The 21,682-nt window shown below is 59.2% G+C and carries 16 protein-coding genes; 10 read left to right on the top strand and 6 right to left on the bottom strand.

Annotated features, from left to right (window positions below):
- The first annotated feature begins 24 nt into the window (after window positions 1-24).
- The 5 genes from S58_RS29630 to S58_RS29605 all read left to right on the top strand — a co-directional run bounded on the left by S58_RS29630 (window position 25) and on the right by S58_RS29605 (window position 5,632).
- Window positions 25-429, top strand: coding sequence for a carboxymuconolactone decarboxylase family protein (locus S58_RS29630; RefSeq protein ID WP_015669109.1), 405 nt, complete (start codon window positions 25-27; stop codon window positions 427-429).
- Window positions 426-1,319 (top strand): NAD(P)-dependent oxidoreductase, encoded by an 894-nt coding sequence (locus S58_RS29625; RefSeq protein ID WP_015669108.1) that lies wholly within the window; start codon window positions 426-428, stop codon window positions 1,317-1,319. The genes S58_RS29630 and S58_RS29625 overlap by 4 nt, the downstream gene beginning before the upstream one ends.
- Before the next feature lie 628 nt (window positions 1,320-1,947).
- Window positions 1,948-2,985, top strand: a complete 1,038-nt coding sequence (locus S58_RS29615) for a phosphatase PAP2 family protein (RefSeq protein ID WP_015669106.1) — start codon at window positions 1,948-1,950, stop codon at window positions 2,983-2,985.
- Window positions 2,986-3,002: 17 nt separating this feature from the next.
- Window positions 3,003-4,805 carry a hypothetical protein gene (locus tag S58_RS29610; protein WP_015669105.1) on the top strand — a complete coding sequence of 601 codons (1,803 nt, stop codon included), beginning with the start codon at window positions 3,003-3,005 and terminating at the stop codon, window positions 4,803-4,805.
- 359 nt (window positions 4,806-5,164) lie between these two features.
- On the top strand, window positions 5,165-5,632 hold the full coding sequence (locus tag S58_RS29605) for a GNAT family N-acetyltransferase (protein WP_042341014.1): 468 nt from the start codon (window positions 5,165-5,167) through the stop codon (window positions 5,630-5,632).
- Window positions 5,633-5,986: 354 nt separating this feature from the next.
- On the opposite strand, the gene S58_RS29600 is transcribed toward S58_RS29605, so the two are convergent.
- From S58_RS29600 to S58_RS29585, 4 genes are read right to left on the bottom strand one after another with little or no spacing between them, the layout of a single operon-like run.
- A complete protein-coding gene (locus S58_RS29600) occupies window positions 5,987-7,174 on the bottom strand; it encodes an amidohydrolase (RefSeq protein WP_015669103.1) in 1,188 nt (395 codons plus the stop codon).
- A gap of 47 nt (window positions 7,175-7,221) precedes the next feature.
- Window positions 7,222-8,673 (bottom strand): amidase, encoded by a 1,452-nt coding sequence (locus tag S58_RS29595; protein ID WP_015669102.1) that lies wholly within the window; start codon window positions 8,671-8,673, stop codon window positions 7,222-7,224.
- Entirely contained in the window at window positions 8,670-9,593 is a 924-nt protein-coding gene (locus S58_RS29590) for a DMT family transporter (protein ID WP_015669101.1), read from the bottom strand. Before S58_RS29590 ends, S58_RS29595 begins: the two co-directional genes overlap by 4 nt.
- Window positions 9,590-10,405: a HalD/BesD family halogenase gene (locus tag S58_RS29585; protein ID WP_015669100.1), complete on the bottom strand. Its 816-nt coding sequence runs from the start codon at window positions 10,403-10,405 to the stop codon at window positions 9,590-9,592. The genes S58_RS29590 and S58_RS29585 overlap by 4 nt, the downstream gene beginning before the upstream one ends.
- A gap of 605 nt (window positions 10,406-11,010) precedes the next feature.
- Between S58_RS29585 and hemA the strand changes: the two genes are divergently transcribed.
- From hemA to S58_RS29560, 5 genes are read left to right on the top strand one after another with little or no spacing between them, the layout of a single operon-like run.
- On the top strand, window positions 11,011-12,318 hold the full coding sequence (hemA, locus tag S58_RS29580) for a 5-aminolevulinate synthase (protein WP_083938838.1): 1,308 nt from the start codon (window positions 11,011-11,013) through the stop codon (window positions 12,316-12,318).
- Window positions 12,319-12,375: 57 nt separating this feature from the next.
- A complete protein-coding gene (locus tag S58_RS29575) occupies window positions 12,376-13,914 on the top strand; it encodes a B12-binding domain-containing radical SAM protein (RefSeq protein WP_015669098.1) in 1,539 nt (512 codons plus the stop codon).
- The gene (locus S58_RS29570; protein ID WP_015669097.1) at window positions 13,911-15,428 is read left to right on the top strand and encodes a GNAT family N-acetyltransferase; all 1,518 of its coding nucleotides are present in this window, start codon (window positions 13,911-13,913) and stop codon (window positions 15,426-15,428) included. Before S58_RS29575 ends, S58_RS29570 begins: the two co-directional genes overlap by 4 nt.
- The gene (locus S58_RS29565) at window positions 15,416-17,824 is read left to right on the top strand and encodes a penicillin acylase family protein (protein ID WP_015669096.1); all 2,409 of its coding nucleotides are present in this window, start codon (window positions 15,416-15,418) and stop codon (window positions 17,822-17,824) included. The genes S58_RS29570 and S58_RS29565 overlap by 13 nt, the downstream gene beginning before the upstream one ends.
- Window positions 17,825-17,842: 18 nt before the next feature.
- Window positions 17,843-18,802: a DMT family transporter gene (locus S58_RS29560; RefSeq protein ID WP_015669095.1), complete on the top strand. Its 960-nt coding sequence runs from the start codon at window positions 17,843-17,845 to the stop codon at window positions 18,800-18,802.
- 546 nt (window positions 18,803-19,348) lie between these two features.
- On the opposite strand, the gene S58_RS35890 is transcribed toward S58_RS29560, so the two are convergent.
- Together S58_RS35890 and S58_RS35885 are read right to left on the bottom strand one after the other, a co-directional pair.
- Window positions 19,349-20,119: an acyl-homoserine-lactone synthase gene (locus S58_RS35890; RefSeq protein WP_015669094.1), complete on the bottom strand. Its 771-nt coding sequence runs from the start codon at window positions 20,117-20,119 to the stop codon at window positions 19,349-19,351.
- Between the two features lie 78 nt (window positions 20,120-20,197).
- Entirely contained in the window at window positions 20,198-20,932 is a 735-nt protein-coding gene (locus S58_RS35885; protein WP_015669093.1) for a LuxR family transcriptional regulator, read from the bottom strand.
- Window positions 20,933-21,682: the final 750 nt, after the last annotated feature.

Genomic DNA, 21,682 nt, shown 5'->3' with positions numbered 1-21,682 from the left:
CTTTGCACAGTGGGAGACGCGCCGATGAGCGACGACAACGAGATGTTCGAGAAGGGTCTGCAGGTGCGGCGCGAGGTGCTGGGCGCAGCCTATGTCGATGGCAGCCTCGCCAAAGCCGACGACTTCATGATGGCGTTCCAGCACATCACCACCGAATGGTGCTGGGGCTATGCCTGGACGCGGCCCGGGCTCGATCGCCGCACGCGCAGCATCATGAACCTCGCGATGCTGACGGCACTCAGCAAGCCGAGCGAGCTGAAGCTGCACGTCAAGGGCGCGCTGACCAACGGCGTGACCGTCGACGAGATCAAGGAGATCCTGCTGCACGCCACGGTCTATTGCGGCATCCCCGCAGGTCTTGAAGCCTTCAAGGCGGCGCATGAGGTGCTGGTTGCCGAGGGCGCCATCGCCAAGAAGGACGGCGCATGAGCGCGCCGCAGAAGATCCTCTTCGTCGGCATCGGCAACATGGGCTGGCCGATGGCTGCGCGCCTGCTCGGCGCCGGCTTCGCGGTGGCCGTCAACGATGCCGTCCCCGGGCGAGGCGCGGATTTCGTGCGCCAGGTCGGCGGCACCGAAGCAGAGGATCTCGCGCTCGCGGCAGCGCAGGCCGATGTCATCGTCACGATGCTGCCGACGAGCAAGCATGTCGCGGAGGCCGTCGCGGCCTTGCGCGGCGGCCTCAAGCAGGGTCACGTCGTGATCGACATGAGTTCAGGCGCGCCGGCGGCGACCCAGGCGATCGCCGCCGATCTTGCCTCGCTCGGCGTGGTCATGCTCGATGCGCCGGTCAGCGGCGGCGTGCCGCGGGCGGTGACAGGCGAGCTCGCGATCATGGCGGGCGGCGATGTGGCCGCGCTCGACCGCGTCGAACCGGTGCTGCGTGCGATGGGCACCACGATTCACCGCATCGGCGGCCTCGGCTCCGGCCAGGCAATGAAGGCGCTCAACAACCTCGTCTCGGCGGGCGGTTTCCTGATCGGCATCGAGGCTCTGCTGATCGGCCAGCAGTTCGGCATCGATCCCGGGCTGATGACGGATGTGCTCAACGCCTCGACCGGCATGAACAATTCGACGCAGAAGAAGTTCAAGCAGTTCGTGCTGTCGCGCCAGTTCAACAGCGGCTTCGGACTCGACCTGATGGTGAAGGACCTGTCGATCGCGCTCGAGGTCGCCCGGGCCAATGGTGTCGCCGCGCCGTTCTCCAACCTCTGCCGCGAGCTGAGCGCCAGCGCGCAGGGGCTGCTCGGGCCGGGTCAGGACCACACCGCGCTGGCGAAGCTGAGCGAGGCCTTGGCTGGAGTCGAGCTGGGAAGCTGACAGATGCGCCGATGCGCTATCCTGGCGTCGTCATCGGAGATGATGGATTTCCGGTCGATGGCCGGCTGTCGCACGCTGATCGTGTTCATGTCGCCGAGAGGGGCAGGCGGCCGGAGCGACAATTGTTTGTCGCAGGCCGTTGTCCGCTCTCGCTCTTCAAAGGACGGCGGCTTGATGGCCATCGCCGCTTCGTTGCGGCGGCTCGCGCACGAAAATCAACCCCGACGTGCACAATACGACGATACCTTGATGTGATGCCTAATCAAACGTAATCGACAACCCCGCGATTTCGCGCAATTCGGGCCGGCTTCGAGAGACCGATTATCTCTCGTCGCGTTCCCCCTTCCATTGGGGATCTCCACGCCTGAGCCATTCTCTTCATGCCGGGAGCGTCGACCTCGGGCGAGCGACCGTTCATACTACTTTAGGTTTTGACCCGTAATTTCACGGACAGGCTTCCTACGGGATTGTCGGCGATGCGCCAGCAGATCTGACGAAGGGCTTGGGGGCAGGTCCCGAGCGGACGAGGCCGGAGAGACACCAATCGAACACAACCTGATCGCCGCGAACATCGCGTTCGCGGCCATCTCCATCATTGCCGCTAAGAACAACTGCAGCTTGGTCAGAAATGAACAGTGACGACGTCGGTCTCGCTTGGCGCACATTCAACCTGAATTGGCTTCCCGTCGCGTTGCTGTGTGCCGTGCTCTTCGGCGTCATCGTCTGGACCGACTTTTCGCTGGAACCGACAGCGTTCGGCGTTGCCATCGCGATTGCCTTCGTATTGGCCGTCATCGCCTATGGGTCGGCGCTCATCAAGCGGGATCGTGCCGATCCCAAGCTCGTTTTCTGGTTTGGTGCCACCGCACAGATACTCGTCGTCACCGCGGTTGTCGGGCCTCTCAGCTATGTCGCGAACGCAGTGAATTGGCCACTGCAAGATCAGATGCTATTGCTGATCGACCGTGCCGTCGGACTGGATCCTCAGCCGATCGCGGCCTTTTTCAACGATCACAGCCGGCTCGCGAACTACCTGAAGATCGGCTATGGCTTCATCAAATGGCCGCTGCTCGGCATCCCCATCATTTTGACGATTGCCTTCCGGTTCACCAGGCTTCAGCAGTTCGTCCTTGCGCTGAACCTTGCGCTCGCCGTGACGATTGTCATTTCTGCATTCGTCCCGGCGGTCGGAACCTACTACGGCCTGGGCCTGTCGCCCACAGACCAATTTCCGCTACTCGATTCGACGAACTACGCGGCGCAGCTTCGTGACATTCAGGCGCTGCGCGATGGGTCGCTGCGTCATCTCGATCTGCTGAAGATGGCGGGTATCGTCTCTTTTCCGAGCTTTCACACAGCATCGGCGATTCTTTATATCTGGGCGGTGTGGCCGGTCCGGGCGCTCCGGTGGGCAACGGTCGCGCTCAACAGTTGGATGATTGCAGCAACGCCGTTGATCGGTGCGCATTATATCGTCGATATCATCGGTGGCGCCGTCGTGGCCGCCGGGTGCGTTCTCCTGACCAAACGTCTCTTTCGCTCGCTACTTCTCGGATCTTCGCCTCGACCGGCTTGGCACATATCCTGGGAGCACGCCGGCTGGAACTCTGCTTCGGCACCATTGCAGCCCGCGAACCGTGTCGCAGCGACGGTTCCACCATCATGAGCATTGATCGGCAACCGATGTCAGACGTCGTCTCGACCGCGAGCGCTTTTTCAAAGCGATGGCGCGTGGGGAGCGCCGGCGTCCTGATCGCGGTGCTCGCTTTGGCGGTCGTGCTCGCGATCAAGCTGCTATCGATCGAGACCGGCGTGTTCGATGCCATGTCCACCGATGATATCATGCGGCTGGTCGAAGTTCGCGATTTGATGAACGGCCAAGGCTGGTTCGACCTTCATCAATATCGACTGGATCCGCCTGGCGTACCGATGCACTGGTCGCGGATCATCGATCTGCCGTTGGCGGTCTCGATCTCGCTGCTCAAAGCTGTGATTGGAACACGGAGCGCCGAGGCGGTGACGCTGTTCGTCTGGCCCCTGCTGCTGTTGGCCGTGGCTCTCGCGCTGGTCGTGGCGATTGCCAAGCAGATGAGCGATGGAGCCGTAACCGTTCTGGTGAGCGCGACGGTGCTGGCCATGCTAGCGGCGCCGGCGCTGATTCACTTTCGGCCGGGCGCGATCGATCACCACAACGCGCAGATCGTTTTGGTGCTGCTCATGCTCCTGTTCGCACTCCAGATCGAGCGAAGTGCGATCAAGGCCGCGTTTGCCGGCATAACCGCATCGCTATCGCTGGCCGTCGGCGTCGAGATGCTGCCGGCGATCGCCACGATGGGCGTCGCCGTCGTCGTGCTCTTCATATGGCGTGGCACTCCCGTCGCGCGACAAGTCTCGGCGTTTGCAATCGCACTGGCTGCGTCATCGGTGGTTTTCGCATTGACTCTGCTTCCGCCACAAGCGCTGACGTCCCCTGTCATTGACGCGCTTGGTGGTCCGCTGCTGCTGTTGACCGTCGGCGGCGGTGCGGCCCTGGTCCTCATGGTTGGAATTGATCACTACTGGTCTGCTCCGTGGCTGCGTCTCGTCAGTGCAGCCGGATCTGCAGTCGCCCTGATAGGTGCGTTCGTCCTGCTGTTCGCAGGGGCGCTTGCGGCGCCTTACGCGCAGCTTGATCCGCTGGTCGTGTCGCTATGGCTCGACAACGTTCAGGAAACGATCTCGCTTGCAACGATGCTCCGGCTTGGTCCGGAGGAAGTGCTCGGCTTTTACGCGCTTCCCTTGATCGCGGCGGGGACAGCTGCGGCGGCGTTTCTGCGATCAGATTCGCCGGATCAGTTCCGTTGGGCGCTTGGATTCGTGACGCTCGCGTCGCTGACCGCGATCAGCATGTGGGAAATGCGAGGCACGGCTGGCGCGGCCATGGTGGCGGCGCCGATCTTCGCCGCTGGCGCCGCGGCTCTGTGGCCGTCGCTCGTCACCGGAAGCAACCTCGTGCTGTTGGCATTCGTCGTTTCGCCGACAATGTTCGCAACACTGGGGCGTCCCGCAAAGCCGCTGATCGAGCTGGCATTCACACCGCAGGCGATGGTCTTCGAACCCGAGGCGTCGAGGTGCCAGAGCGTTTCGGACGTTGCCTCGATGAAGCAACTCCCCAAGGGGCGCGTGATGGCGCCGATCGATCTCGGACCGGCCATTCTGGCGGAGACCGGCCACGAGGTCTTTGCAGCTCCCTATCATCGCAACAATGACGGCAATCTCGCGATGCTCCAGTTGATGCTGGCGACAACGCCGGTTGCGCGTCAGCTCCTGCGGGAGCGCCACGTCGACTACGTCGTCGTTTGCCGCTCGTCCCCCAATCGAAACGTCATTGAACGCGCCCCGGATGGCCTGGAGGCAACATTGGCCCGAGGCGAAACACCTGAATTTCTCGAGCCGACAGGTCTTGGATCCACAGCCAAAGTCGCGGTGTGGCGGGTGCGAAAGTAAAAGCTCGTTCTCCACTGTCATCCGAAGGCAGCCGATCATTGGTACAATCAAGCTCTCGGACGTTTCATGCCTTCGGCCAGCACCAAGGAGTGCCGCCGTCGGCATACTTCCTGCGCGCACCATCTGATCGAAGACGTTGACGGAAACGCAGGATACAAGCGGCGACGGCCTCGCGGGCGATGAACCGGGGCTTGAGCGATGACGAGAGAGCCGTCTGCCTTGGCTTGGCGAGATCTTGATAACGGAGCCTGGATTCTTCGTGCCCGTTCTATCTTTCTCGGCGTAGTTCGCTAGATATTTCACGACACAAACGATATCATCGTCATATATCGATGTGACGTGCGATGGAGTTGTTTGAGATGAACAAGCATGGTGGAGGCGTCGAAATCGCGAAGGGAAATCCCTTTCACGCAGATGTCGTCCGTATGCTCAGAGACGCGGACGAATATTATGCGTCGCTTTACCCGCAAGAAAGCAACCACTTGATCGATGTGAATGAGTTGGCGAAGGCCGATACTCTTTTCTTCGTCGCTCAGATCAACGATAGGGTGATTGGCTGCGCGGCCCTCGTCCTATCGCCTGACTATGGTGAGTTGAAACGCATGTATGTAGATCCTGCCTATAGGGGGCTGGGGGTCGCGCAAGATCTGCTGGATACGATCGTGCAGGCGTCGCGAGAGGGAGGGCTATCTTGTATTCGTTTGGAAACCGGATACCTGCAGCATTCCGCGATAGCATTGTATAAAAAGAACAGTTTCGTCGAAATTCCGCCGTTTGGCTGTTATGGCATTGACCCGCTGAGCAAATTCATGCAGCGCGACCTTTAGCGGTCTGCTGAATGTCTCACAGGCATCTGCCTGCACGTTGGTGCCGACGTAGGACTCTTTCGTTGTCTTGGTCGTTGCGCGGTATTTGTTCTTCTGCGCGGCGGCCGCAGCGGCCTATCGAGGTCAAGCTCGAACACGATTGAATCAGAGAAAAGGGCATTAGAACCCCTGTCTTTCCATTCGTTAGAGGGGAGGGTGGCTGTTCGACATTCCAGGGCTCCATGCACTCGATATCCGCATGAGGCTGAGAGGCTGATTAAAGAGTCGACGGCTAGTCTTCGAGGGGCTTGCCTGTAACGTTGCAATACCCTTGGGTGATATGCTCCAGGCTTCGTTGCGGCTTGCCGAGGAGCATCAAGTTGACGCCAGTTCACTAAGGGCTATGCGCTTCAAAAGCAGCGCGGCACGCTCGATATTGCGATCGTCGAAATCATATGAGGGGCTGTGCAGGCTGGCAGCGCTCTCCGTCCCCTGACCAATCAAGCAATACGCTCCCGGGACCTTTTGTAGAAAGAACGAAAAGTCCTCTCCGGCCATGCTCGGACGAACGTTGCTCAGGATGTCGCATTGATCAAGCAAGCCGTCTGCAACGCTGGCCACGAGAGCAGCGCGGTCCGCATGGTTGATGGTGGCTGGATAGAGTTTTTTGTAGGTCACCAATCCCGTCAAATCATGGGCATCGCAGACGTGGTCAACGATATCGTGGATCTTCTTTTCAATGGTCGATTGAACGTCCGTACAATATGTACGAACCGTGCCGACGCAGTCGACCCGATCGGGAATCATGCTACCCTTGAGAGGGCTTCCGCCGTGAATGCCTCCGATAGATATGACGGCAGCCTCCGCGGGATCGACATAGCGCGATACGACGTTCTGCAGCATCGAGATGATGTTTGCGGTGGCAACGATCGGATCCCTCGTCTGGTGGGGAATTCCGCCGTGGCCACCCGCTCCAAGGACGGAGATTTCGATTCGGTCCGCGGCGGCCATCACCGCCCCGCTATTGATGGCGATCTTTCCGATTGGAAGCCATGGCGCATTATGAATTGCATAAATCGAGCTGAGCGGGAATCTCTCCAGCAACCCATCTTCGATCATCGCTTTTGCACCCGCTCCCCCCTCCTCAGCGGGCTGGAAGATGCAACATACGGTTCCGGAAAACTCGCGGTTCGCTGAAAGCTCTCGTGCGGTAGCGAGTAGAATGGCCATGTGGCCGTCGTGACCACACGCATGCATGCAGCCACTGTTCTGCGACTGCCAAGCAAGCCCCGTCTGCTCCGTCAATTCCAGGCCGTCCAACTCTGCCCGCAGTCCCACATACCTTCTGGTGCCAGTCCCTTTGATGCCGTGAAGGAGGCCGACCACACCGGTTCCGCCGATCCCGGTTTGTATCTCGTCGACACCGAGCGCTTGCAGACACTCCACAACCATCGCCGACGTCTTGAGCTCCTTGTACCCTAACTCCGGAATCGAATGCAGCGCCCTGCGGATGCGTATCGCTTGATCGAGAGTGTCTGGCTGCAGTGCGTCGCGCAATGACATATCATCTCCTTTGTCTCGGAAGCAGGCGTCCTCGTCGCTGCGACCCGCTACGCCGGCCTCTGGATGTTCTCGGACAAGGCCGTTGCTTCCGACCTTCCACGAACAGGAGCGAGTTGGTGAAACGACAGCATGCTCTCCAGGGCGGCCGCACAGGAAATGACGTCGTGGTCGCCATTTGTCGGCCCGATCACCTGCAGTCCTACCGGAAGACCCGACCGTGTCACACCGCAAGGCAGCGATAAGGCAGGAAGACCGGCCACGGCCGCGACGTAGGTCAGCGCCGTCCAGTCGAAATAGCCATCGAATACTTGGCCTGCACACTCGACCACGGTCGGCTGATCGATCGGATGAGCTGGCACGATTGTCGTCGGACATATCAAGAGATCATATGTTTCGAAGAAATCAGCCACATGCTGCACGATGCGAACCCGCGCCTGTTCGGCTTCAAGCATCTGGTCGATCTTCAGCTGCAGACCCTCGGTCACGTTCTCCCTGATATCGGTCGATCTCACCAGCGCCGCCTGCTTCCTCAGGACATTACCGAGGCTGCACGCCAAAACGTAAGCACGCATCACTCGAAAACATCGCTGGACTCCATCTAGATTCGGAGACGCCTGATCCACGACGACGCCATTGGCCTGAAGTAGCGCTGCGGCATTTTGCACGATGCGAGCGACTTCGGGGTCCACAGGGCCGATGTTCAGATCAGCGGAGAAGGCGACTCGCTTCGGCAACTTCTGGACGTGAGCCGCGCTGGCAAACGACCGCAATGGACGTGGTTTGGAAAGCAGATCCCTGTGGGTCTCGCCCGACATGGCGTCAAGGAACATTGCAAGATCGACGACGTTCCGCGCCATCGGGCCTTGGACGGCTAGCGTCTGATCAACGGCGGCGCGGTTAGCCATAGCGACCCGCCCCGGCGACGGCCTCATCCCAACAACGCCACAGAAGCTCGCGGGAATGCGCAAGGATCCCCCCATGTCGGAGCCATGAGCAAGCCACGTCATATTCAGCGCCAGAGCAGTGGCCGAACCGGAAGATGATCCCCCCGGCGAATATTTGACGTTCCACGGGTTCAAACACGGGTCAAAGACCGGATTCAGAGAATTGAATCCAACGCCGAGTTCAGGGACGTTGGACTTTCCAAATACGAGGCCCCCTTCGTCTTCGATGTGCTGGACCACCGCATCCGTGAAGGCTGGAACATGATCGCTATATATCAGAGATCCGGCCGTCGATCGAACCCCGGACACTTTCTGAAGGTCCTTGATGACCAGCGGCAGGCCAGACAGCTGGCCGCGTTCGTCGCGAGGCTTCTGCATCAATTTTGATGCACGATCATGCGCCCTATCGAAGCAGAGCGTCGGCAGGGCGTTGAAGGTCGAGTTGACCTCGCCGACACGCTGTTCCACCGCATCAAGGCAATCATGCGGAGTCACATCACCGCGTCTAAGCAGGGACACGACCTCAACAGCCGAATAGTCGAGCAAGGCGTTCATCGCTGGTGTGCCCCTTCGAAGATGAGTAAAGCGGTGCCCGCCACTGCCATGATTGCGCCCAGGAGCGAACTTGCATTTGGTCTCTCACCCCGCGTAAGCCAGAGCAGAAGCAGGAGCACCAGCGGCGTCGAGGACGCGTATGTCATCGATATTGCGATTTTTCCGCTTGTGATCGCCAGCATAAGAAGCGTCAGGCCGCCGCACATTCCAACCAGCGCACTCGCAACGATCTTGGCGTAAACGGTAGCGGAGCTGGCGTCTGTCCTGATGTCGTCGCTGCGGGTCCGGCCCATGATGACAAACAACAGGGACGCTGCGCAAAACCGTATTGTCGTCGCCATGATAGGCGATGTCCCGGCGGTTACGACGGGAGTCGAAATCAGCGTGCCGACCGCCTGGCATCCGGCTGCAAGAACCGCCAATGCGACGCCCGTGTTCTGGCGTTCGGCGTTGAGATGGCCATTCATGGGAGTGCCGGCCGCGGGAGCGCCGGCGCCTCCTCTGAAGGCAACGACAATCAACGCGCCTGTCAGTACAAGAAGAATACCAAGCGTTGCCTCGATCGTGGTCTTCTTGTGATAGATGGCAGCCTCCAGCAAGGCGCCGATAACGACGTTGGATGAGAATATGATGCTGGTCTTCTTCGGTCCGATTTTGCTGATTGCGGCAATGAGAGACAGGTCACCGATCACAATTCCGACGAGACTCGATACCGCGAGCGTCAGCGCGTCCGCGGCACTCACGCGAAGCGGAACGTTGGCGATGAACAGCACTGGCAGCATGAAAAAAGACGCGAAGATCATTCGCGTCTTCGTGAACTCGAAAACACCTGTGGTGCGACTGACGTCAGCGGCAATGAGGCTGCTGATCGCCAGGCACACAGCGGTTCCAAGCCCGGCAACTTCGACGCCGACCGTCATCCGACGTTAGCCGCCTCGACTGTTGCGTCATCGGACTTGGTATTGGTATCGTCCGGATAGATGTCTTCCATCGAGTTGTGCGTTATGGAATCCGACACCATGTCTTCCGGCGACGCAAACGTCAGGACGACAACGGTTCTCTTGGTAGACCCCGTCAGGGGCGCCACGCGGTGCAGGGTCGTATTCGCCTTCATGAAGTAGCACTGTCCGCTGTTGACGTAGAGAGACCGAACGACGTTGTCTTGCAGGACTCGCCGGAGGTATGGCTCGGTAGAGCCTTTCTGCCATTCGACGTTCGAGAGGTACTCGACGCGTCCCCCAAGGAGCGGATCTGGCGCCTCAATGACGAAAATGAGGGCGTAGGCATAATCATCCCAATGCCAGCCATGGGTGTCGCCGGGCTCGCACTGACTATTGATGATATACTCCTCGGGTCGGTAAGGAACCCGTTCAATGTTCTCGCCGGCGAGCTTCCGGAGAAAGGAGAGAACCGCGTCGCTCTTGAAGATGGCCGGAATAACCCCGTCATGTTGACAAATGGCGTCGCGCCCGACGCTGCTGTAGGCTCTTGGTGTGTTGCCGCTTTCCTTGATGATCAGCTTGCGCCGCTTCGACTCGCGGTCGAGCAGGATATTCGCTTCGCTGGTGAGCGCTTCGACCATGTCCTTTGGAAGAAGCTGATCGATCACCGCGACGTGGTTGCTCCTGAACGTTTGTGACAGCTGATCGATGTCGCCTTGCGGCAGGCCGCCAATGTGACTAGCCAGGCGCAGCTCGGTGTCTGCGGGCGTACAGTTTGCTGACAGATTCATTGCAACCTCAGTTTCACTGCTGAAAGAGCCAGGGCGGACCCCCCGCCCGAGGACGTGCGGCTATGCATCGCGCGCGTCGCGACTGCCTCCGTCGTTCGGTACAGTGCCTCTGGCCCATGGAAGTATCGATACCGTATTTTTCGGATATGGCCGCCCGCATTGGTCATCGGTAGCTATGGATGACGGAGCATTGGGCTCACTCTGCTTCGCGTCGATGGCGACAGCCACGAAGGCCGCAAGCTGGCCCGGACCTAGGCGCGCGGCACAAGGACCGATCTCTTCGACAAAGGTGAATGTCTGACAGGTGCAGGAGCATACGTTGAGGACGGCACCGGTTGAGCGAGAGGCAGGCAGGATGCGACGCGATATCGCGAATGTTCGATTCGGCTTCCTGATTTCACTATCGTGTCACGCAACGGAGGGGGTATCCGACGCGCACTTGCGCTTACGGCACACCGCCTATTCGGCCGTCGTCTTGAGTGCCGTTGACAGGGGCGCTACTTGCCCGTTCGCGGAGCTGACATCCGCCGCCGTGCGGCGGTCGCTCTCAAGTCACTTCGTCTGAACCGCCGATGCGTTCGCTCAATAGAGTGGAGCTTGCGATGATGAATTATGACGGCATATTTGCCGGGGCGATCGACGCTCTTCGTGAGGAAAGGCGATACCGGACATTTGCCACCCTGGTGCGCAATCCCGAGACTGCGCCGACTGCGCTCTGGCAACCGCCGGGCGAGACACGAGGACCGCAACCCGTCACCGTCTGGTGCTCCAATGACTATCTCTGCATGGGCATGCATCCGGATGTGATCGAAGCGTCCACGGAAGCGTCCCGGAGCTTTGGCACGGGCGCGGGAGGAACGAGGAACATCTCGGGCACGCACCAAAAAGTCGTAGAGTTGGAGCAGGAGCTCGCCGGCCTGCATGGAAAGGAGGCGGCGCTCGTCTTCACGTCAGGCTGGGTATCGAACTTCGCAGCAATCTCCACCATCGGGACTCTGTTGCCGGACTGCGTGATATTTTCAGACGCGGACAACCATAACTCGATCATCGAGGGTATCGGCCGCTCGAGATGCGAGAAGAAGATCTGGCGTCATAACGACGTGACGCATCTCGAGCAGCTGCTTGCAGCGGAGCCCCACGATCGCGCCAAACTCGTCGTATTTGAAAGTCTCTATTCGATGAGCGGCAGTATCGCGCCCATCGGCGGGATCGCTGCTCTCGCCGAGCGCTATGGTGCCATGACCTACATTGACGAAGTTCATGCCGTGGGACTGTACGGACCTCAAGGTGGCGGCATTTGCGATCGAGACGGCCTCGCAGATCAGATCGACGTCATTCAAGGTACGCTTGCCAAAGGGTTTGGATCGCTTGGCGGCTATGTCGCCGCAAACGCATCGATCGTCGATGCAATCCGAAGCTATGCGCCTTCATTCATCTTCACGTCGACGATGCCGCCAAGCGTCGCCGCGAGCGCAGCCGCGGCGGTACGTCATCTGCGCCGGTCCAAGGCCGAACGCGACCAACAGCAAGCTGTGACGCGCAGGGTCAGGCGCGCGCTTCAGGCCGCGCGCCTGCCGGTGATGGCCAACGAATCGCATATCATCCCGGTCGTGGTGGGCGAAGCGCAGAAATGTACCGCTGCGAGCCAGATGCTGTTGGAAAGACACAAGATATACGTTCAGCCCATAAATTATCCCACCGTGAGCAAGGGCACAGAGCGGCTGCGTCTGACGCCGACTCCGGCTCATCGAGACGTGCACATCGACCTGTTGGTCGCTGCTCTCTCGGATGTCTGGGCGTCTCTCGAGCTTCCGTACGATGAACGGGTCGCGCGATCTCCGATCGTTGGCATGACGGGCGATGCGCTCGATCCGAAAGACATGACGGGTCAGCAGTCAGTTCGGGCGGAGTAAAGGCGGACGCACCGCGCGACGCGACGATGCGGTATCAGACATGGCGAGGGTGCATACATGACGCAGTCCAAGTACAAGATCCTGTTCGTCACGCAGCATTACCATCCGATTCATCTGGCAGATGACCGGATCTATATTGTTGAACCCATCCAGTACGAAGTGCTGGCGTCCATGCTGGACAGGGATGAGGTGGACATTTCCCTGCTTGACCAGCGCCTTGATCGCCGCCCGTCGGCCCTGCTCGAGACGATAAGGCGCCTGCGTCCAAACTTCGTCGGATTCACGTCTTGGACGATGCACGTCGATCTCGTGCGGATGCAGGCGGCGCTAGTCAAGCAGTTCGACCCCTCGATCATCGTTGCGGTGGGGGGGCATCATGCGAGCCTAAGTCCGTCCGACTTTTCCGACCCCAACATCGACTACGTCATGATGGGAGAGGCTTATCTCTCGTTCCGGGATTTGATCCTGCGCTGCCGGGAAAGCCAGCGTAACGTCGCTGACCTGGCAGGCGTTGCCTGGCAGGACAACGGAAAATTCTTCTCGAACGGAAAAGCGGCCGTTCCGAAGTCCTTCGATCTCGACAGTCTCCCCCTCCCGGATCGAAGTATTCTCGGCAAATATAAGGGCAAATACTACCACCTCTGGTGGAAGCCGGTTGCGGCCCTGAGGACGTCCATGGGATGTCCGGCGAGATGCTCGTTCTGCAACTTGTGGCGGCCGAACCTCGGAAAGTATCTGACGTGGAGCCCGGAATACATCGTCGAGTATCTCAAAACGATCGACGAACCGTATGTCATATTTACAGACGATCACTTCTTCGGAGATGGGCGTCGGGCGCACGCCATTGGTGAAGCGATCCTCCGGGCGGACATCAAGAAGGAGTACTTGTTCTACAGTCGGGCGGACGCGATTGTGAGAGATCCGAGCTTGGTCGCGCTGTGGTCGCGGGTTGGGCTCAAGCGCCTTCGAATGGGCCTGGAGAGCTATTCCGATTCCGAGCTCGGTGCCATGGAAAAGGGCAGCTCCGTGGCGCACAACGACAGGGCTATCGAGATTCTCAAGAAGCATCAAGTCTTGATCGAAGGCCTGTTCATCGTCGGTGTCGACTACAAAAGAGAACAGTTCGAGAATCTGACGAGCTACATCCGCAGCCGAAAGGTCGACATCCCGAACATTACTGTCGCGACGCCGATGCCGGGGACGACAGACTACACCAAAAACGAAGACGCGCTCATCTATAGGAATCCGACGTACTACGATTTCCAGCACGCCGTGCTCCCTACCAGGCTCGATATCAAGGAGTTCTGCCATCTCTATGGTAAGATGTTGCTCAAGGTCCAGAGACCGCCACTCGAGCAGATCCGGCGCATAGGTCTGTGGAAGTTCATTTGTAACGTTCCGTCATTCTGGATCTACTTCCTTCGCGTCTACACGTCTTATAAGCACTACGGCTACGTTGAACGAGGAGGGATCGAACTTCCAACGCTTCCATGGATTGATATGCGGCGCGGAAGCTGCGGCGGCGACGCGGCGGCGGACAAGAAACATGGCTCCGTCGACATCGACGAGGTGCTTCCGGCCGGGGTTCCGTCATGACGGACGAGGCCGACGTCACGAATGATATCAAGCTGCGCTTCGGACGCCCCGACGATTTTGCCGCGCTTAGGTCTCTGCGGGACAAGGTGTTCTGCGATGAGCTTGGAATTCAGGAGCGATCCTATCACGACGTCATTTTCGACTGGTATTCGAAGAACGTCGTCTTGCTTGCAGGCAACCGTGTGATCGGCGCTGTTCGTCTTGCCTACATCCGAGATTGGCAGGAGTACTATGTCAGCTACCTGTGCCTCGCGGCGCAATACCGCCGGAAAGCGCATCTGCGGCTGTTGTTCGGAGCAATTATTCTGCTCATGAAGCGAAATGGGATCAGGTCAATCAGGGCGGATTCGTCCGACGCAAATCTGATGATGTATCAGGCGCTGGGGTGCGTTCCCATCGGAGGAAAGTTCAAGAAGCCCGGATTTGTCTGCGACTGGACACCGATGCGCTACGATCTTGGTGTCAATGCAGCGGCGGAGGCGAGTCTTTCAGAACGCGCGGCGGCTCATTTCGAACCATGGACCGAGAGCGATCTGACATGGGTGTTCGACACCGTGTTTCATCGATGCGACACCGCGTCGGCATTCGGGGCGACCTTCGAGAGCCTTCTCGAAAAAGGGCTGATTCCTGGACATCTGCCGTATCTGGCGCGTCCCGACCGGGTGATCGGCCTGTTGCGCGATGAGCCGTTCACGCTTCATCTGAGGACGGTCGAGGTGCGGTCAGATGACAATGAATTCGTTTCGGCGACTTCAACAGCATCTCCCACTCGCCCTGCCTGCCCGGATCGCTCGACCGTCACGGCGAGCAGTCGGTTCGCGCATCTGAATGCTCGGATTTCGTCCAAGACTCTGGTAGCGGTTCTGCTCGACTCGGAGGCGTTGGTCTTGGCGCGACTATACGCGCTCCTGACCTGCAAGCATCTGTTCGAGTTGAACGATTGGGGGGAGTTGCCGTCTCTCTGCCAACCGTCCGTAGCGAGCGTGACTGCCGTTATCGGACCGGCTGATCGGGCGCTGTCGAAAGCAGTTTTGTTGGCAGCGCAACGCCGATGCGCTATCGGGCTCCTGACCGCCGCTGACCTGCCGGCTCTCTCGTCCACATTGCTCGGCTCGTATCTGAACTTCATCGGACCAACCCAAGTCGCGATGGCGGTCCGTCCGGTAGGCCCTGGGTCCTACGAGGCGCTGACCGGCGCGTGCGGTCGTGGGCTAAGCCCAGGGTTTTCGAGCCTCGCCTGTGGACCAGACATGACCGTCGTAGCTATTGGCCCGTATCATTTTCTCATCCTGCCCGCGGGGATATGCCGAACTGCCGTAGCGGCCATTTCAGAGTTGCTCAAGGATGGCCATGCGATCGGACAATCAGTCCGATTGGTCCGCGAAGACTACCTGGGCGATGAGCCGATCCTGCTGATGGGAGATCCGAGCCTTCGCCTCGATATCGCCCCGTCAGAGAAGAACGTCGAGGAGACGCGGCGCTTGGCGACCGTCTCGGACGGATGGTCGTGCTGAACGACTCATTTCCGATGCTTGCTTTCGCGGCCGTGGTGCTAAAATGGACGCTATGCGCTGTCACCTTGTGCCTTCTGGTCGGGCTGGCGCTGATTGCGACGATCTTCGCGCGCGCGATGCCAAGGCGATCAGGTGAACGCAGGCTCGCCGGACTTAAGCAGGAGGTCAGGATTTATCACGACAAGCATGGCGTTCCCCATATCTTCTCGGAGAATGTTCAGGATGCTGCGCGGTGCCTGGGTTATCTGCACGCAAGCGAGCGCGTTTTTCAGATGGAAATTCACCGACGCGCCGGACAGGGGCGGCTTTCCGAAATTTTCGGGGCGGATTTCGTCGACACAGACAAAATCATTCGTGTCCTCGGACTCTACCAGCTGGCCAAGACCAGCTTTGCCGCGCTCTCGCCGGAAACGCAATCCACGCTTTCGGCCTATGCGGACGGCGTCAATGCATTCTTGTCCACCCATCGAAGCAAACTGCCGTTTGAGATGGTCTGGTTGAGAATCCGGCCGGAGCCATGGTCTCCCATTGATTCAGTCGTGTGGGGCAAGCTCATGGCTTGGCAAATGAGCCGGAACTATCTCGCCGAGCTGAATCGAGCCGAGTTGACCAGCGAAATCGGAACGGTTGATGCCGGCCCGTTCTATCCCGATCCCGTGCAGGGCAACATTGGATCGTCGGTGTCGGGTGGGGCTGGTGGCTCGCGCGGACAATTCGACTTTTCGGACAAGATGGGAGCGTTGCTCGGATTGGCCAATGGCGCTTCAAATGCTTGGGTCGTCGCTGGCGAGCGAACCACCAGCGGTCGCCCGCTCCTCGCGAACGATCCGCATCTTGACGTGTCATCGCCGGTGCTCTGGTTCTTATGCCGGATCGTCACCCCCGGAGGATGGGTGAAGGGAGCCGGGGTACCAGGCGTCCCGATGATCCTGCTTGGACAGAACGAGAGCATCGCCTGGGGAACCACGGCGGCGATGTCCGACGTTCAGGATCTGTTTGTGGAAACTCTGGATCCGGCGGATCCGACCAGATATCTTGCGCAGTCCGGCTCTCATGCATTTGACACGCATGAAGAGACGATCCGAGTCCGTGGCCGGCCCGACGTCAAATTCACCATCCGCAAATCCCGCCATGGCCCGGTGCTATCGGATGCTGTCCCGCGGCTCGCTGCGGTGGCGGGCAGCGATGGCGTCGTCGCGCTGTCCTTCAGCGGGCTCGGCGCTTGTGACCGCACTGCCGAGGCGTTTCTGAAGCTCAATCGAGCGCGGAATTGGGGGGAGTTCAAGGATAGTCTGCGGCTATACGAAACGCCCGCACAGAACATGTTCTACGCCGACGTCGCCGGCAACATCGGCGCGATGAGTCTAGGGCGGGTCCCAGTGCGCAAGTCGGAATATGGCCTGCATCCCGCGGCAGGATCAACGGGTGATGCAGACTGGTCAGGCTACATTCCTTTCGAGCAGATGCCGCGCGCGTTCAATCCGGACTGTGGCTATATCCATAATGCGAATGGTCGGCCGGCTTGGTGTGGGCAGGATGTCTTCATGGGATGCGATTGGGAAGAGCCGTATCGAACGCAAAGACTGCAGCAGTTTTTCGACAACATCGGATTGCACTCGCTGGAAACGTCCGCCGAAATGCAGGCCGACATTCTATCTCTCGCCGCTCAGGATCTTCTGCCGATTTTGCTTCGCGCAACCCCGTCCAGTCCACTGGGGCGGCAAGCCCTCGCGCTGCTCTCGAAGTGGGATGGCACGATGCACAAGGACTGGCCAGAACCGCTCATTTTCACCGCCTGGATGCAGGCGCTCCGACGAACGCTGATCGATGACAAGGCGAAGGTCAGGCTTGAGTATGTCGGGCCGTGTGCGGCTTCGCTCCTCAGAAAGCTTATCCTGCAGCATCCCAAATGGTGCGCTCTGGGCGAAGAGACGGATCTGGAATGTCGTGCATGTCTGTCGCGAGCTCTCGAGGAGGCTATGGCGCTGCTCTCGAGGCGCCGCGGATCCGACCTGACGAAATGGCAGTGGGGAGACGAGCACATCTCGACGCTTTCGCACGTCTTCTACTCGCGCGTACCGATCTTCAGGTCCTTGAGCGAGCTTGGCGTCGGAAGTGGCGGGGACCTGTATACGCTCAACAGCGGAGGGGCTCTGCAGCCGCATCATGATCGCCCATTCGAGCGGAAACACGTTCCAACATTTAGAGCCCTATATGATCTCGCTGATCCGGATCGGTCCCGCTTCATGATCGCGACCGGCCAATCTGGCCATATATTCTCGCGCTTTTACGGAAACCTGACGCCGCTCTGGAACGAAGGCGAGTCGATCACGCTGGCTGGCGATGAGTTGGCGTTGCAACGTGAAAGCGCGACTGTCATGAGATTTATTCCGTAGGGCTGACAGGATAGTCACATGGCGGTCGAGCAAGCATCTTTGGTCAAATCGAGTGATACGGAGACGGATTCCTCGGACGCGCCGTTGCCGCCGGCTGACTCGGGATCCAGTCGATCCGGTCCCTATGTTTCGGGGCTGATCGCAGTTCTGTTTTGGGGAACGACTCCGGCCGCGACGGTACTGGTCGCCCACGACATGCCCTCATCGTTGATCGGGCCTTCCAGACTTCTCCTGGCCGCGATGTTCCTCCTACCAATGGTTCTCCTGCTTCGGCCGCCGCTTCCGACCGATCGGGGAGGCTGGATCGCCATCGCGATCAACGGCGTGATCGGGTTCGGTGGCTCGTTCTTTCTGCAGGGTCTGGGTTTCTCGCGAACGTCGACCTCGCACGCGGCTCTCATCTTGGCCTGCGCTCCGGTGTTTACATCCATCATCCAGCATGTGCTGTCCCGGACATTTCCCCGCACTCTTTGGCTGATCGGAAGTGCGATGGCGTTGTGTGGCGAGACGTTTCTGATCGGCGCTCGTTCGAACGGCGATGTCTTCGGCAGTGGAACAATGGTGGGCGACGTCATCGTTCTCATCGGCACCGTTACGGTCAGCATTGGATATGTGGCAGGCGCTCGTGCATCTGCGAGAATTGGCCTGTTCGGTGCCACGGCATGGTCGATCATCTTCGGTGCTGCTCTTGTGACGCCGCTGTTGCCCTCTGTCCTGGAGGCGCTCTCCGGGGTGACGGTCGTGGGAGGAGGGGCCCTGCTTTTTCTCGCTGTCTTTTGCACCCTGATCGGCTTCGCCGCATGGTTCTGGGCTTTGGACAAGGGGGGCGTCTCGGCGATTGCGCCTCTTCAGTTCGGACAGCCGATCGTATCCCTCTTGATAGCCGTGATCTTTCTGGGAGAGCAGCTTTCGATGACCATTTTTGCTGCAGTTGGATTGGTTCTCACCGGGGTATATTTCTGTCGAAAGTCGGCGTGAGAGGTAGTATCCCGCGAGGTACGGCGCTGGTTAGCAATGTGGCTCTTGATGGGCGCTCCGCAATCGTGGACGGGCGAATTGCTGCGCTGGATGAATGCCGTTGCAGTGTTGTGGTCAGCGAGCCGGACCGCGAGCCGGCGCCTGGTGTCGTCGAGGTCGAAGAACAGCGTTTCGTTCAAGAGCTCGTCGCGGATCTCGGCATCCGATTCGTCATGACGCTGCGAGTGAGTTCGGTACTTTGTCCGAGACGATCGCGCCCACTTGGCGTCCGGTGCGACAATCGCAGTCGGCCCGCGCGCTTCCTGTCGCCCGAGAGCGAATTATCGGCAAATGCTCCCATTCCGCGGTGACGATCGTCGATCGCACAGCTCTTAGCGCGAACGCCGGCTCCGGCACGCTCTTGGCGCGGCGGACCGCAAGCTGCTGATCGGCACTCGAACTGCCGAGCTCTCGTCCCTGGACGGGCTTACCGCCTGCAGGTGCTTGCGGGCGGCTCGCTATAGCCAACAGCCAGGAGGCAACTTGGGCCCGGAATGACAGATCTGTCTAGGTCACCGGGATCGCCGCACTGCAGGTGCGGTTGGCGCTGTCCATCTGCAAGGAGCATAGATCTAATCGCTCGGGTACCATCTCGAGTTGTGCGTGAAGTACCTCGGTCCTGCGCAGCGCTCCTGCGCAGATGTGACGTTTTGCTTTGGAAGCGGCGAGGTCTCGGAGGGATGGTTGGTCTAAGATGTCAGTATCGATTCCCAAGCATTTGCGCGATGTAGATACCGTACGGTCAGAGACTCTCGCCTCCAACGCAAGGGTCGGTCGCCCATCAAAGACCACGGGATCGGCGAGTGGTTGCGCATTCCATCCAAGCCGGTTCAGCCGCCGTACCCAACCCGGCTCAGATTGCGCGATGAGACTCGTGATACCGAGGTACTGACATATCTCTGCCATGGCGACCATCAGCCGACGCGAGGCTAGAACGTCACCGTCTCCGATCTCGGACCTGGCACAAAGACGGGTCCATTCGAAGATGTCCGACGCCGTCGGATATGATCGCCCCCGCACCAACTCCGGGTACACGTGCGACAGGAGATGCGGCTTGGTCGTCGGAAGCAGCCGCGAGTACGCCATCACCCGTCCATCGTGGATATCAACTACATGCAGCGCATCATCGCCATCAAACTGGTCTCGATCGCGCCGGTCCGGCTTGACAAGGCTTGACCACGCGAGCGCTTCCACGAAGATCCTATATCTAAGTTCGTAGATTTCATCCATAAGGCTGGGGGTCGCCAGTTCTGAATCCTCGTAGAACGCAAATATCATCATGGTCTCCTCGGGTAGGAAGACCAACCGATCATTTTGCAGAAGTATTGGCGATGCCGTTCTAGTACAGTATTTACTTCATACCGGCTTTAACGAACCATCCAATATCGCGATGCGGACGGCCTCTGTTCGGCTGCCGGCGCGAAGTTTCGACATCGCGCTGCGAAGATATTGATCGACGGTTCGCTTGGAAAGACGAGCCTCAAAGGCGATTTCCTTGGATTTCAGGCCGTGCATCGCCCAATGTAGGCATTCCAGTTCGCGCGGCGCGAGCACGCCCGCTCGCTCCTTTTTCGCCGTTGCAGGTCTCTTCGCGTGTATGATTTGGTCGACACGCTGATGACTGAGTACCGCCATGAAATGAAGATTGTGCCGATCGCTTCGCTGCAGCGGCTTGGCGCCCGTCGCAAACGATACGCAGGTTGTGCGCATTTGCGGACCGTGGATCGGGACCGTGAAGCCGTCAATCAGCCCTGCGTCCCTTGCTTCGTCCATGAGCTTTCGTTGTTTTGAGGTGAGCGGCTGAACCGCACACTCCTCGCTCCAGACGTACGGTGTCGCTCTTTCACGAAGCAGTTGGGCAATCGGGTCTATATGGACATAATTTCTCTCGTTATAATATCTGATCCAGGCGTCATTCCAGCCACGTAGCTGGATATGAGGCTCGAGAGTTTCCATTCGGCTCGGCAGGTCAGCGATGAAGACGCCGGTCACCCCGAAGCGCTCCGTGGAGGCTAGAAGCAGCTCGAGTAGGTTGTCGATGCTATTAACATCAGCGATAGCTTCGCCGTAGGTCTGAGGGATCTCAAACATTGCCTTCTGTCTCGACCGCAAGTAGTCAGGATATTGCCGATAGCTGACGGATATATCTCGTCTGGACAGTCGCCTTAGAGGTTGGCAAGTCTCCACACATTCAGCCGGCGCACCTCCTCCCGACCTTCCGTTCAGAAATTCCCGGTCTGGCCCGCGCGGTCGTGCACAAAGGAAAATTGGAGCGTCGTTTCTTCGACATGCCCTACAACCTCTGCGGATCACTAGCAGTGACGGTATCGGAATGCAACCGTTCTGGTTTCCTTGGAATGGCTTTTTGCAGATTGAATGGCAATCCGGTCAGGGCGGTGCGTCGAATGTCTGCCGTACGGCTCTGGTAATCGGCCCGCAGAGATGCAGAATGCGGCGAAACCCATTCACCGGCTCCTCTGCTGGGCGGCTCTCGCTGCCATTAAACGCGACCGAACGATACCGAACGGCCGGAAGCCGGCGGCTCCGACGTCCTGGGTGAGAGACGAGAGTGTCTGCGAATACACGTATTGATTTGACGATGAGAAGACTGACCCAGCCGGCACTTGAAAAGCGGTCTGCAAGCGCAGCATTTTTTCGCCATCAACGCGAACAGGCTGCTGAACCGATCGCGCCACGCGTCGGGATAGGACGCCTTCATTGAGAAGGCAAACAAACGATTGATACTGCGGCATCTCGTCTCGACGATTGTGCCAAATGGCTCTCATAGCGTTGCATCATCAAACTGATTTTGAATCCGCCATGCGGCCTCCCATCCAGGAG

Origin of the sequence: Bradyrhizobium oligotrophicum S58 (assembly GCF_000344805.1) — a bacterium.
In the GTDB taxonomy this organism is placed as follows: domain Bacteria; phylum Pseudomonadota; class Alphaproteobacteria; order Rhizobiales; family Xanthobacteraceae; genus Bradyrhizobium; species Bradyrhizobium oligotrophicum.
The sequence above is the reverse complement of the archived record's forward strand: the minus strand, read 5'-3'. Positions and strand labels throughout refer to the sequence as shown.

Coding starts and splice junctions, on each gene's coding strand:
- S58_RS29630 (WP_015669109.1), top strand. CDS start 25: ATGAGCGACGACAACGAGATGTTCGAGAAGGGTCTGCAGGTGCGGCGC.
- S58_RS29625 (WP_015669108.1), top strand. CDS start 426: ATGAGCGCGCCGCAGAAGATCCTCTTCGTCGGCATCGGCAACATGGGC.
- S58_RS29615 (WP_015669106.1), top strand. CDS start 1,948: ATGAACAGTGACGACGTCGGTCTCGCTTGGCGCACATTCAACCTGAAT.
- S58_RS29610 (WP_015669105.1), top strand. CDS start 3,003: ATGTCAGACGTCGTCTCGACCGCGAGCGCTTTTTCAAAGCGATGGCGC.
- S58_RS29605 (WP_042341014.1), top strand. CDS start 5,165: ATGAACAAGCATGGTGGAGGCGTCGAAATCGCGAAGGGAAATCCCTTT.
- S58_RS29600 (WP_015669103.1), bottom strand. CDS start 7,174: ATGTCATTGCGCGACGCACTGCAGCCAGACACTCTCGATCAAGCGATA.
- S58_RS29595 (WP_015669102.1), bottom strand. CDS start 8,673: ATGAACGCCTTGCTCGACTATTCGGCTGTTGAGGTCGTGTCCCTGCTT.
- S58_RS29590 (WP_015669101.1), bottom strand. CDS start 9,593: ATGACGGTCGGCGTCGAAGTTGCCGGGCTTGGAACCGCTGTGTGCCTG.
- S58_RS29585 (WP_015669100.1), bottom strand. CDS start 10,405: ATGAATCTGTCAGCAAACTGTACGCCCGCAGACACCGAGCTGCGCCTG.
- hemA (WP_083938838.1), top strand. CDS start 11,011: ATGAATTATGACGGCATATTTGCCGGGGCGATCGACGCTCTTCGTGAG.
- S58_RS29575 (WP_015669098.1), top strand. CDS start 12,376: ATGACGCAGTCCAAGTACAAGATCCTGTTCGTCACGCAGCATTACCAT.
- S58_RS29570 (WP_015669097.1), top strand. CDS start 13,911: ATGACGGACGAGGCCGACGTCACGAATGATATCAAGCTGCGCTTCGGA.
- S58_RS29565 (WP_015669096.1), top strand. CDS start 15,416: ATGGTCGTGCTGAACGACTCATTTCCGATGCTTGCTTTCGCGGCCGTG.
- S58_RS29560 (WP_015669095.1), top strand. CDS start 17,843: ATGGCGGTCGAGCAAGCATCTTTGGTCAAATCGAGTGATACGGAGACG.
- S58_RS35890 (WP_015669094.1), bottom strand. CDS start 20,119: ATGATATTTGCGTTCTACGAGGATTCAGAACTGGCGACCCCCAGCCTT.
- S58_RS35885 (WP_015669093.1), bottom strand. CDS start 20,932: ATGTTTGAGATCCCTCAGACCTACGGCGAAGCTATCGCTGATGTTAAT.